Below are 12522 nucleotides of genomic sequence, written 5' to 3'. Positions count from 1 at the left end.
TTTAGATAATTATTTTTAAAAATATTCGTGAATTATTAGTATGACGCTAAAAAATTGTTGACCAGTGACCTATTTCTTAGTAAAGTTGATATGGTATTGAAGATAGTTAGTAAAGGAGCTTGGATGTCGGTGAAAAAGAATATTAGTGATTTTGATGAGATTATTGTGCTCGATTTTGGCAGTCAATATAATCAACTAATCACACGCAGACTGAGGGATTTTGGAATTTATTCCGAGTTGTTGCCGCATGATATTAGTATGGACCAAATAAGAAAGATTAACCCCAAGGGCATTATTTTTTCAGGTGGGCCCAACAGTATTTATGACCAAAACGCTTTGAAAGTAGATCCTGCAATTTTTAAATTGGGCATTCCTATCTTAGGCATTTGTTACGGGATGCAACTAATGGCTTCTTATTTAAACGGCAAAGTCGAAAAAGCTGATAATTCTGAATACGGTCGTGCCGACATTGAAGTTGAAGATACTAACTCCGTTTTATTTGCCGGTTTGCCCAAAGATGAATACGTCTGGATGAGTCACGGTGATTTGGTCACTGGTGCGCCTGCTGGCTTTGAAACGGTCGCTTCAAGTAAGAATTGCCCGATTGCCGCTATTGCTAACGATCAAGTCAAAATGTATGGTATTCAGTTCCACGCAGAAGTACGCAATACGCAATATGGTCTTGATATTTTGCGTAATTTTGCCTTTAAAGTCTGCGGTGCTAAGGCTGATTGGTCAATGTCTGATTTTATTGACCTGCAAATTGCTGAGATTAGAAAAACTGTGGGAGATAAGAAAGTAATTCTGGGACTATCAGGTGGAGTAGACTCCAGTGTCACGGCGACACTTTTACACAAAGCAATTGGCAATCAGCTGACGGCTATTTTTGTGGATCACGGTATGTTGCGCAAAAATGAAGGCGATGAAGTAATGGCTGCCTTGAACCGTGATTTAGGCGTTAACATTATTCGTGTGAATGCCCAAGAGCGCTTTTTAAATAAACTGAAAGGTGTCACCGATCCAGAGCTAAAGCGTAAAATCATTGGCAAAGAGTTTATTGAGGTGTTTGCGGACGAAGCAAAGAAAATTAAGGATGTAGACTTTTTGGCCCAAGGCACCCTGTACACCGATGTTATTGAGAGTGGCACAAATACTGCCCAGACAATTAAGTCGCACCATAACGTTGGTGGGTTACCTAAAGATTTGCATTTTAAATTAATTGAACCTTTGCGCAAGTTATTTAAGGATGAAGTGCGTGAACTGGGTGAAAAATTAGGCATTCAGCATGATTTGGTTTGGCGTCAGCCTTTCCCAGGACCTGGTCTTGGCATTCGCGTTATTGGCGAAGTAACTGAGGATAAACTCAAACTGGTGCGTGACAGTGATGCAATTTTGAGGGATGAAATTAAAAAAGCCGGTTTACAGGAAAAAGTTTGGCAATACTTTACCGTTTTACCCGGAATCAAATCCGTGGGCGTGATGGGTGACGGTCGCACTTACGACTATACTATTGGTATTCGTGCAGTTACATCAATTGATGGGATGACCGCTGACTTTGCTCGCTTGCCATGGGATGTTTTGCAAAAGATTTCAACGCGTATTGTTGATGAAGTGCCAAACATCAACCGTGTAGTCTATGATGTCACCAGTAAACCACCATCAACGATTGAGTGGGAATAAGAGGGTAAATTAAATTTTTATAGAATCATATTTAATGGCAATATCCCATATAAAAAATTAGAAGTTTTTTATATCAAAGGTTTACCGTATTGATTAAGCTCTTAGTTAAAACTGAGGGCTTTTTAAATTAAAAAATGTTGAGTTAGATAATGATTTAGATGATAATTAATAAAAAGATGTTTTAATTTGTGAGTCTTTATATCGCAATGCAAAGGCAAAAATAAAATTCTTAAAATTAAAAGAGGCATTTATAAGTTATAAAAAAGAAAATAAATTCGTGCTTAACCTTCTTGATATTTATGAAAGAAAGATTGGCATTTTAACAAGAGTACATATGCACCTCTCCAAAAAACTCTAAGTTGTTGAAAAATGGTTAAAAGTTAAATGAAATAGTAAACTGAATTAATGGCTTTGAAATCAATAGCGAACACTTATCATTATTATTTGATATGTAATTTTTGTAAGAAGGTTGAAAAATGAACCAGATTAAAACTCCGAAAGAATTTTATCAAGATTATATAGCTATTTTTGCTCCAGATTCTACTAGATTAGATCATTTAAAGACTATTACTCGAAAACTGGCTTTAATAATTAATGAAGCTTGTATGGTAAATGCAAGCAAAACAGCGGACTTAATTGGTGCTTGGGTAATAGGTACAAAAGAAAATCGAAATTTAGAAAATAGATCATCTTATGATGCTTATATTAATCAGCATACTGAAGTGAGACAATACATTCAAAGAATTATTGATAAAAAGCCAATACATAAAATGGTATTAGCTAATTTGTTAATAACAGATTTGGAGAATTCTTTTGAACTTGATAAAAAAATATTGGCAAATTTGGTTTGTATTGACAGGTTATTGAATAATAAAGAATACTCACTTGAATATTTATACTTTGAATCTGCGGGAAGTTTAATCAATAGATTGCATCAGTCAACTACTGATTGGGATTTTCTAATTGACTGTATGGATAAAAGAATTAGAAATGCTTCAGCACATTTGAATTTTTCGTATAGTATGAGGAAGTCGACTTTTATAGGAAAAAATGTTTATGCCAGAAATAAAACTATTACTAAATTTGAAATTGCTCCTCAAGAAATGCTTTTGGAAATATTACCAAAACAATCAAATATTATACAGGCTTTTATAGCAAATGGTATTTTATTATGGCTAAGTGTAAATAATTTTGAATTATATAAAAAAGCTTTGGATATTTTGGATTAAATTGGTAATGAAGGAATAAACTTGATAGAAGAAAATTTCCATCAAGCAGATAGAAAATATTAATAAATTAAGCTTGTTTTATTATAAGTGTATGAATTAATGGAGCAGCAAATATGACGAAAAACACATTATTTCAACACGGGACTATGCAAATGCTAGTTGAAGGTTTATTGGAAGGCACTTTACCCCTGCGAGAATTGTTAAAACATGGCAATATTGGTATCGGAACTGGTGATGGCGTTGATGGTGAATTAGTTATATTAGACGGTGTCGGTTACAAAATAGATGTTAGTGGTCCGGCAGTGAAACTGCCAGATGACTTTAAAGTAACATATGCTGACGTTAGTTTTGCGGATTATCACGAATTCAAAGAATACCAAAATGTCGAATTAACAGAAATGCTAAAAGATGTTTTGACCAAAAATAACGCCCGAAATCAATTTTTCGCAATATTGACTAAAGGTGTTTTCCAAAAAATTCGTACGAGGTCTTCTAAAAAATCTCATAAGCCATATCCATCTCTGGGGAAAATAGCTGAAAATCAAGTAGAGTTTGAAGCTGAAAATATTTCAGGCACAATGATTACTTATTACACACCAACTGTTTTTCAAGGTGTTGGAGTTTCAGGATTTCACAATCACTTTTTGGCAGATAATTTAAGCTTTGGCGGTCATGTTTTGGCAGCTACGATGAAAGATGTAACAGTCAGCGTTCAGCCAATAGAAAACTTTGAATTGCATTTACCGATAGATAATCAAGAATTTTTAAACGCCAATTTAAGTGACACCAGCAAGTTAGATAATGTTATTTCGAAATCGGAATAATTTTTAACTATTTTTTAATATAAAATCATGCTATAGTATTAACTTATAAGTAGATCGGAGTATTAAATTAATCTATAGGAGCATCTATTGGATTTAGGATTAAATATATATAAACAACATGAGTCAGTTGATAAAGAACAGACACTTGGAAGAATTTTCTTAAATTCTGCTGATATGTATAAAGTAATGCGTTTGGATGGCAGTGAAAATAATGCCATTCCTAAAAAACGGTCAGAGCAATTTCTGGTAGGTGATTGGGTAACCTTAGACCCACAAATAGATTTTGATTTAATTAATGAGCGCCTACCGCGTTATAGTACATTAGGTCGAATAACCGGTGAAGAATTTCATGCCCAAGAAAAAGATTCGGCAAGCAATATTGATCAGCTGTTTATTTGTTTTTCAATGAATAAAAATTTAAAGACTTCCCGTATCAACCGTTTTCTTTATGCTTTAAAAAAAGAAAATGAGTATCAAACATCAATAGTTTTAACAAAATCAGATCTTTTCCTAGAGAGTATGAACCTTGCCCAACAAATTGCTGATAAATTAAAAATACCAGTTTTTTGTACTTCATGTATCACTGGAAAAGGATTGGCTGAATTACGTTCAAGTATTTTGCCAGGGCAAACTGTTTCTTTTTATGGTAATTCAGGAGTTGGAAAGTCAAGTTTGATTAATGCCATTGCTCAAAAAGAATTGATGTCTACAAACCGTATCAGTGCAAAGACTGATAAAGGCAGGCATACAACAACGAGCTCAAGATTAATCCCAATTGAACTTGGAGACTTTGTTCTAATTGATACACCTGGAATTAAAAGTATGGGCGTTAGTGGTGGCAATCTGAAGCAAGTTTTTCCTGAGATTGCCGATCTCTCTGAGAAGTGTCGCTTTAATGATTGTAAGCATATAGATGAGCCTGACTGTGCCGTTAAAGAAGCTGTTAACAATGGAACATTAGAACGAAAAGTTTATGATCAGTTCATAGCTTTGGAAAAAGAAAGTCAAGTAACTAAAGGGTACTTAGATCAAAAATTGGCAAAGAAATTAAATAAAAAGGCTGAGTTTAAAAAGGCAACCATTAACTACCATCATTATCGTAAACCGCCAATGTAAAATTTTAATCACTTTCACACTAATTCTTTTTAAAGAATTAGTTTTTTTATAACCGGCGATTATATTTTGCCTGCTAATTTGACACCCTTGCTCATTCATTTTATTATTAGATAAATTTAATAAAATTGATTTAGCATAAAATGAAAGATGCAAGCACATGACATTAAAGGGACTGATTGGCTCTAATAAACAACGAGCAATTTTTATTATCTTACTTTATTTTATTTTCGCTGTTACCGGCTCACTTGACCAATATTTTTTTCAATTTGCAGTTAATGGATTAAGCGTCGGCAATTTGCCCGTTTACATTCGCTGGCAATTAATTGAATTTATCCCGGTAGTTTGTGGTGTATTTATTCTACCTTTAGCGACTTACCTTTTTAACGCACAGATTCAGGAATATCTTGATCAATTAAGAGGGCAAATGGTAGACCATTTTTATACTGAAAACGATGCGACTGTGGCGCAAATGCAGAACTGTCTGCAAAGCAATCTCGATACTTTGACCAGCGATTTTGCTCTGCCGTGGGTTAATGTTCTTAGCAATTTATTCATTATCTTGCTTTCTGCTGGCGTCCTTTTTAGCTTAAATTGGTCTTTTGTTTTACTAACTGCAATTTTTGTTCTAATAGATTTAAGCTTACCCAAAATAATGGCGCGCATGACTTCAGAGGCAAGTAGAAAAGTGATGAAAAATACTAGCGCTTTTTTAACTGGTATCGGTGAATGGATCAATGGCTTAAATGAACTGCGGCGGTATCATGCGTGGACGATCTTAAATAAAGAATTGAGCAGCTATGCTGAGAAGTTGGAAAAGTCCAAAGTCAATCAAACCAATAAAAACTGTGCTTCCAATACAATTAATGGAATTGGTAATACTTTAGGGCAAATGTCGATTGCCTTTTTAGCAGGCATCCTATTTTTAACTGGTCAAATAAAAATTGGGGCGGCATTAGCTTCGACTTCTTTTGCTTTTGGTATTTTTTCAGCTGTATCCTCTATTACAAGTGCTGCGGTCAAGATTAAATCTACTAAAAATATCAATCAAACTACTGCTAGTCTGATTTCTAACACTAAAACCAAACCGAATAGGTCATCTACTCAAATTGCCCAAATTGAAATTAAAAATTTGGCGCTTAAATATCCTAATGGTCCAATAATTAAATACCCTGATTTTGTGATCAATAAGGGTGAAAAAGTTTTGCTTGCAGGGGATAGCGGAACTGGCAAGTCAACACTGCTTCAAGCTCTTTTGGGTAAGATCAAGCCCTATCAAGGTCAAATTATTTTTAGAAATAATACGGGGCAGATTTTTCAACCAAATTTAAACCGGATTAGTTACATTGCTCAAGATCCGCAATTGTTTCCAGGAACAATTGCGGAAAATATCGTGATGTTTCACCAGCAGTTGTTGGATCAAGTACCTAATTTAATTAATAAAGTGCAATTGCAGAGCGACATTGCGAGATTTCCCCAAGGAACTGATACCCAAGTTGATTTGGATAAAAATAATTTATCCGGTGGTCAAAGGCAAAAGATTATCCTTGCCAGATCAGAAGTTTTCGCTGATGAAATTATTTTGCTGGACGAAGCGACAAGTGCCATTGATAGCAAAGCGACTAAGCAAATTATTGCTGAACTTGTTCACACTAATAAGACTGTGATCATGATTGCTCATAATCTTAATTCTGAAGTTAAAAATATGTTTGATAAAACGATTCGGTTAGCAAGCCAGAAGGAGAACCACAATGACTTTTAAAAACTTCTTTCATACCAATCGAATTCGTTTCATATCTATGGTGCTTTTTAGCCTCTTGCAACCCTTTGTTTTAATCGGGGCATCTTACTCAAATATGTGGGAATTTACCGCCTTGCGCCAACATGACGGTCAAGCGTGGCTGTTAATCATTGCTTTTACTACGTTAGCTTATCTCTCATCGTATGCTTTTGACTGGGGTTCCGAATGTTTACTGACACGACAAGTTCAAGAATTTAATCACACATTAAGAAGCAAGATGGTAAGTCACATCTACCATGATCGTAAAGATTATCAAACTTCGCAAGTTAAAAGTCGCCTGACCAATGATCTTAATACGGTTAATGATCAGTCTTTTAACTTAATTCCGGTCATTTGCAATTTTCTGGGCTATGTTATTTTCTCCGTAATTGCCCTGCTAACGATGCACTGGAGTTTGTTGCTGCTCATCTTAATTTCGGTAGCAGTTTCCATTGTTTTACCTAAAATAATTGAAAAGCCGTTGCAAAGAGCAACGGAAAAGGTTTCTCATCAAAATAGACAATATTTGGATCTAATTGAAAAATGGTTAAGCGGTATTGCTGAATTAGAGCGGTATCTTGCCGGTGATAAATTAACTAGCGTAATGCACAAGGGCGCGCAAGATTTAGAAAAAGCCAACCTCAAGCAGACACAGGAACAACAAGTTTTGTCCATTATTACCAATGGTGTTGCGCAAATTATGATCCTGATATTGTTCGTCTGGACGGGTATTTTAATTAAAAGCGGACTAGTCACGTTTGGTGCGATTGCGGTTATCGGTAATTTTAGTCATTATATTTCGCTGGCAATCGAATACTTGCCATTCTATTTTGGCTTAATTAAGGGCAGTAAAACTTTAAGAAATAAAGTTACAGCGGCGACTTTGCCAGTAAAAACTGATGAGGAAAACTTAGCAACACCTTATGCTTTTAGTACAAAAGATTTGGCAATTAGTTTTCCTAATGGTGAGACTCTAAAGTTCCCTGATATCACTGTCAATTTTGGCGAAAAAATTTTGCTATCAGGTGATAGCGGTGCAGGCAAGTCAACTTTGTTTAAAATACTTTTAGGGATTTTGCCACCGAGTTCGGGGAAAATAGCGTTTAAGGATCAAGAGGGAAAAGTGATTAAACCTGATTTGGCTAAAATTGGCTATATTGCCCAAGATCCTGTTTTATTTCCCAGCACCATTAAAAACAATATTACGATGTTTGACCCTCAGTTAAACCAACTAGCTGAACCCGCTGCAGTTACCGTTGGGTTAAAACCAGATCTGGCTCAATTTGCTCAGGGTATAGAAACCAAAGTAAATTTGCAAAAACTGAATGTTTCAGGTGGCCAAAGGCAAAAAATAATTTTAGCGCGTACCCAGATACATGACAGTAAGATTCTGTTAATTGATGAAGGCACAAGTGCAATTGATCAGGCAGGGACCAGAGCGATCTTGCAAGAACTCCTTAAATTGCCGAGTACTGTCATTTTCATCGCCCATAATTTTGATAAAAAATTGCAGCTATTATTTGACCGCGAGATTCATTTAAGTAAATAAGTTAATTTTGAACACTAAAGGCGTTGACCAAAATTTGATCAACACCTTTTTTATTTTTGTGTCTTAATTTCATCTTTTTGTGATTACTATTTTGTCTCTTATTATAAAATGCGCTACAAATTTTATTTGAACTAGTATGCTTATTTCAAATTAAGGAAGAGGTGTCGCTATGTTAATTGAAACACAAGGGTTAACTAAAAAATTTGGTAATAAAATTGCCGTTAATAAAGCTGATATTCAAATAAAGCAAGGACAATTAGTGGCGTATTTAGGTACGAATGGTGCAGGCAAGTCAACCACAATAAATATGTTAACAGGACTATTAAAACCAACTTCAGGTATCATTTCAAAAGCCTCAAATCTTAAAATTGGAGTAGTTTTTCAAAATAGCGTTTTAGATAATGTTTTAACAGTCAAGGATAACCTTTATTTAAGGGCACAGATGTATCGTAAATTTTCTAATGAGTGGCTTGAACACCTAATTAATTTGATCGGCATCAAAGAATTTTTAAATCAAAAATTTAGCACTTTATCAGGTGGTCAAAAAAGAAAGGTAGACATAGCTCGAGCATTGATTTGTAACCCGGATTTGCTTTTTTTAGATGAACCAACTACAGGACTTGATATTCAAACAAGAAATGCTATTTGGAAATTATTGACTAAACTGCAGCAGCAACAAAACCTTACTATTTTTTTGACAACGCATTATTTAGAAGAGGCAGAAAATGCTGACCAAATGTATATTTTGGAAAACGGTAAAATTCTTGCCAGTGGCTCCGCAGCGGAAATTAAGACGGAATTTGCCCCTAATAAATTGATTCTTACTGTTAAGGAAACAAAAATTTTACAGATTAAACAAAAAGTTATTCGACTCAGTCAAGATCAAGTTGCGATTGACATATTATCCCCTCAAGAAGCAATTGAAATTTTAAAAAACAATCAAGAAAATATTATTGATTTTTCGTATCGCAAAGGAACAATCAATGATGCCTTCCTTCAGATTACCGGAAAGGAGATACATTAAATGTTTGCATTATTTCGTAGAAATTTGAAAATTTATTTCTCTAACATTCCTGCTGTATTCATGTCATGCTTGGGTGCACTGATTTCTTTCTTTATCTATATTGGCTTTTTGCAAAATAATTTAAGAAGTAATTGGCAGCAATTACCTCATGTGACTAAAATGTTGGATTTATGGATGATAGCGGGTATTGTTGCGGTTTCTGGTATTACTACGGCTTTTCAGGCCTTAGGTCAACAAGTAAGTGACCGCGAAACGCGAGCCGACGCTGATTTTGAACTAACTGGCATATCACGTTTTGCAGAAAATTTTGCTTACATTTTATCCGGAACAACAGTCAGCTTTTTTATGCAAATCATCACCTTTATCGTAATGGCCATGTACTTTTCATTAGTTGATCATATCTCGATTCCTCAATCAGCACTTTTACCCGGACTTTTGTATATCTTGGTAGGTGCGATTGCAGCGACTTTATTAGATGAAATAATCGTGCTTTTCATGCATTCCAGCACTACTTTTAGCAGGCTTTCCGCTGTTTTAGGAGCTGCTGCTGGGTTTGCTGTAGCAACATATTTGCCCTATGGCATATTGGTTTCTGGCGCCCAAAGTTTGGTAAAATTAGTACCAAGTAGTTATGAAGCAGCTGCTTTAAGATATTTTTTACTTAAGCAGACACTGGCCACTTTTCCTGCTAATGTAAAACGGCATTTAACAAATTATTTAGGAATACAATTTAAGATGAATAATTGGCGGCTAAATAATATGCTCGTTTTGCTATTAATGATTGCAATACTAATTTTAGTAATTGGTTTGCTTTCTTTTATCACTGATAGGAGGAGCAATAAGTAAAGTGAAAATTGAATTTAAAACGGATTCTGATTTAAATGAACAGGAAATTGAAGTTGAAATTAAAGCAGCTCAAAAAAGTGAAGTAGTTAATGATTTAATTAATTATTTGCATAAATTTGGTGAAAAAAGGTATGATCTTTTACCAGTTAAAGTGGAAGACAGAATAGTAACCATTAAACGAACAGAAATTATCAAAGTAGAAATCCAGACAACAGATATTACGTTTTATACTACTAAAAACATGATAAAAACAACTGGTCGATTATATCAGGTACTAGAAAAACTGGGTGATGGGTTTATCCAAGTTTCGAAACATGGCATTATCAATATTAATTTTCTGGAATCGATAGAAGTAGGCTTTGCAGGAAATATGATCGCACTTTTACAAAACAATCTAAAAGCTGATGTTTCCAGATTGTATTTGCCTGCATTAAAAAGAGAGTTGGGTCTGTAAAATGAGAAAATTAAGTAATTTCATTAACTATTTCTTTACCGGTGTGGGCTTTGGTGCAGCTACTTATTTGATAATACTGACTTTTGCTTCTCCTAGTATTCCTACCCGTTTAGGTGTTATTTCTGTTTTAATTATTTCTGGATTAATAGGAATTTTATCAATGATTTTTGCGATGGATGTACCACCTGCTATTGCCTTTAGCGTTCATATCATAGGGACATTTTTATTGGTGTTGTTAATGTGCTGGATAAATAAGTGGCCGATTGATTTTTGGTTGGTTGGTGTCTTTGTCTTAGTTTATATTGTTATTTGGCTGATTATTATTTTGTCACAGAGGCAGACTGTAAAAGAAATTAATTCGAGTATTAAAAAAAGAAATGCGAAAAAATAAATAATTTTGAAATATATAAAAGCCTTGGAATAGAAAATACTCCAAGGCTATATTTTTTGTTCTATAAAAGTCTTTAATATAGATTTTTATACTTTAATTAAGTTTGATTTCTCTTTTGCACATAAACATAAACCGGCCAGCCGCTAAGAGTCAATAAAATACCTGTAAGTGACAAAAGTGGCTGGGTTAGCGTAGTGGTAACAACAATGAATAAAGCACCACAGATCCCAAGAATAGGTGGAAGAGGATACCAAGGAGTTTTATACGGTCGTAAAAGATCTGGTTGTTTTTTACGTAAGATAAGGACACCTAAAAATAATAAAATTGAAAAAATCCAGGAAACATAAACCAGCATGTTGGTTAATGAATCAAATGTACCAGAAAAAATCATAATGGTTGCAATTACGCATTCAAAAATCATGCTGTTGGTAGGCACAATAGTTTTAGAATTTAATTTGCTGAAAAAGTTTGCAGCTGGCAATTTCTTTTCTTTGCCTAAAACATAAGGCATTCTGGATCCCAAAAGAAGGTGGCCATTAATGGCACCAAACACTGAAACTAAAATACCTGTAGCAACCAAAGTACCCCCCACACTACCAAATAATTTTTTGGCGGTAAGTAGAGCTGTTGTCTGGTTACCTACAACTTTTGACCAGGGAATGACTCTAACATAACTCCAGTTAAGAAGAGTATAAATGATCGTTACCCCAAAAAGTCCCCAAATAATAGCTTTGGCTAAAGTTTTTGCGGGATTCTTGATTTCACTGGCTAAATTACCGATACTTAGCCAGCCATCATAAGCAAAAAGCACAGCTAAAAGAGCCTGTCCGAAGGCCATTGCTCCCGAAGCAGATGCTATTTTAGGCGCTGGAGCTCCTGCTAGCTGATTAGGTCCACTATAAAACAAAGCAAAGATTATAATTGCAGCAATTGGCAATAGTTTAATAACTAAAGTTATTTTTTGTACCTGACCACTCAATTTTGATCCGATCCAATTGATCAAAAGAATTGCCAGCATCACGATTAGAGCAATCACTGTAGTAGATAAGTCTTTAAAATGCGGTATTTCTTTTAGTTGGGTTGCAAATACGATTGAAAGTGCAGCGATATTTGCCGGATAATAGACGATTATTAGCGACCAGCCAAACAAAAAGGCAACTTTGGGACCGTATATTTCTTCCAGATATCTGACGGGTCCGCCATCTTTGGGATATATTGACGCTAACTCAGCTATGCTTAATCCTGCCATTAGAGTAATGAAGCCGGCAAATGGCCATACTATGATACTTAGCCAGGCATTGTGAGTTAAAGCTGAAATGTTAGCAATTTTGAAAAAAGCACCGCCACCAATCATGGTGCCCATGACAGTGGCTAGAGCGGCGAAAAAGTTGAGTTGTCTTTTCATATTTTTACCTTACTTAAATTGAATGATAAAAGTAATTATATGCTTTGATAGACAAAATTAAAAGATGATGATTTGAAAATTAAAAAAACTTTTTCTGAAAGCGTTACGCAGTATTTGCTAATTTATATTTACATAACCCATTTGATCGGGTAAAATAAACATGACTATCGGATAGTTATTACTAATGATTATTAAGTAAGCTAAACCTGTTTGTCACACAATTTAGG

11 protein-coding genes are annotated in these 12522 nt (G+C 34.8%); 10 read left to right on the top strand and 1 reads right to left on the bottom strand.

Annotation, left to right across the window (positions count from 1 at the left end; all coding sequences use genetic code 11):
- Positions 1 to 123: 123 nt before the first annotated feature.
- The 10 genes from guaA (at position 124) to JF76_RS07590 (ending at position 10890) form a co-directional block, all read left to right on the top strand.
- Positions 124 to 1680 (top strand): glutamine-hydrolyzing GMP synthase, encoded by a 1557-nt coding sequence (gene guaA, locus JF76_RS07635; RefSeq protein WP_208854442.1) that lies wholly within the window; start codon positions 124 to 126, stop codon positions 1678 to 1680.
- Positions 1681 to 2156: 476 nt separating this feature from the next.
- Positions 2157 to 2909, top strand: a complete 753-nt coding sequence (locus JF76_RS07630; RefSeq protein ID WP_045928493.1) for a hypothetical protein — start codon at positions 2157 to 2159, stop codon at positions 2907 to 2909.
- A gap of 113 nt (positions 2910 to 3022) precedes the next feature.
- Complete coding sequence (gene budA / locus JF76_RS07625; RefSeq protein ID WP_045928492.1) at positions 3023 to 3733, top strand: acetolactate decarboxylase; 711 nt, start codon at positions 3023 to 3025, stop codon at positions 3731 to 3733.
- An 87-nt stretch (positions 3734 to 3820) separates the two neighbouring features.
- Positions 3821 to 4849, top strand: a complete 1029-nt coding sequence (rsgA, locus tag JF76_RS09995; protein ID WP_052697098.1) for a ribosome small subunit-dependent GTPase A — start codon at positions 3821 to 3823, stop codon at positions 4847 to 4849.
- Between the two features lie 157 nt (positions 4850 to 5006).
- Complete coding sequence (locus JF76_RS07615; RefSeq protein ID WP_045928491.1) at positions 5007 to 6608, top strand: ATP-binding cassette domain-containing protein; 1602 nt, start codon at positions 5007 to 5009, stop codon at positions 6606 to 6608.
- A complete protein-coding gene (locus JF76_RS07610; RefSeq protein WP_045928490.1) occupies positions 6598 to 8175 on the top strand; it encodes an ATP-binding cassette domain-containing protein in 1578 nt (525 codons plus the stop codon). The genes JF76_RS07615 and JF76_RS07610 overlap by 11 nt, the downstream gene beginning before the upstream one ends.
- A gap of 169 nt (positions 8176 to 8344) precedes the next feature.
- Positions 8345 to 9199 (top strand): ABC transporter ATP-binding protein, encoded by an 855-nt coding sequence (locus JF76_RS07605; RefSeq protein ID WP_045928489.1) that lies wholly within the window; start codon positions 8345 to 8347, stop codon positions 9197 to 9199.
- Positions 9200 to 10045 carry a hypothetical protein gene (locus tag JF76_RS07600; RefSeq protein ID WP_045928488.1) on the top strand — a complete coding sequence of 282 codons (846 nt, stop codon included), beginning with the start codon at positions 9200 to 9202 and terminating at the stop codon, positions 10043 to 10045. It begins immediately after the preceding gene.
- A 1-nt stretch (position 10046) separates the two neighbouring features.
- Positions 10047 to 10499 (top strand): LytTR family DNA-binding domain-containing protein, encoded by a 453-nt coding sequence (locus JF76_RS07595; RefSeq protein WP_045928487.1) that lies wholly within the window; start codon positions 10047 to 10049, stop codon positions 10497 to 10499.
- Between the two features lies 1 nt (position 10500).
- Complete coding sequence (locus JF76_RS07590) at positions 10501 to 10890, top strand: DUF3021 family protein (RefSeq protein ID WP_045928486.1); 390 nt, start codon at positions 10501 to 10503, stop codon at positions 10888 to 10890.
- Between the two features lie 97 nt (positions 10891 to 10987).
- Here JF76_RS07590 and JF76_RS07585 read toward each other — a convergent pair whose 3' ends face one another.
- Entirely contained in the window at positions 10988 to 12295 is a 1308-nt protein-coding gene (locus tag JF76_RS07585) for an APC family permease (protein ID WP_045928485.1), read from the bottom strand.
- Between the last annotated feature and the right edge of the window lie 227 nt (positions 12296 to 12522).

The sequence above is a fragment of the Lactobacillus kullabergensis genome (genome assembly GCF_000967195.1).
Taxonomy (GTDB): domain Bacteria; phylum Bacillota; class Bacilli; order Lactobacillales; family Lactobacillaceae; genus Lactobacillus; species Lactobacillus kullabergensis.
This window is presented reverse-complemented; position numbering and strand designations above follow the sequence as displayed.

What these genes read in the sequence shown, in the direction of transcription:
- JF76_RS07630 (WP_045928493.1), top strand. Translation starts at nt 2,157, where the DNA reads ATGAACCAGATTAAAACTCCGAAAGAATTTTATCAAGATTATATAGCT.
- JF76_RS07590 (WP_045928486.1), top strand. Translation starts at nt 10,501, where the DNA reads ATGAGAAAATTAAGTAATTTCATTAACTATTTCTTTACCGGTGTGGGC.
- JF76_RS07600 (WP_045928488.1), top strand. Translation starts at nt 9,200, where the DNA reads ATGTTTGCATTATTTCGTAGAAATTTGAAAATTTATTTCTCTAACATT.
- guaA (WP_208854442.1), top strand. Translation starts at nt 124, where the DNA reads ATGTCGGTGAAAAAGAATATTAGTGATTTTGATGAGATTATTGTGCTC.
- budA (WP_045928492.1), top strand. Translation starts at nt 3,023, where the DNA reads ATGACGAAAAACACATTATTTCAACACGGGACTATGCAAATGCTAGTT.
- JF76_RS07585 (WP_045928485.1), bottom strand. Translation starts at nt 12,295, where the DNA reads ATGAAAAGACAACTCAACTTTTTCGCCGCTCTAGCCACTGTCATGGGC.
- JF76_RS07605 (WP_045928489.1), top strand. Translation starts at nt 8,345, where the DNA reads ATGTTAATTGAAACACAAGGGTTAACTAAAAAATTTGGTAATAAAATT.
- JF76_RS07610 (WP_045928490.1), top strand. Translation starts at nt 6,598, where the DNA reads ATGACTTTTAAAAACTTCTTTCATACCAATCGAATTCGTTTCATATCT.
- JF76_RS07615 (WP_045928491.1), top strand. Translation starts at nt 5,007, where the DNA reads ATGACATTAAAGGGACTGATTGGCTCTAATAAACAACGAGCAATTTTT.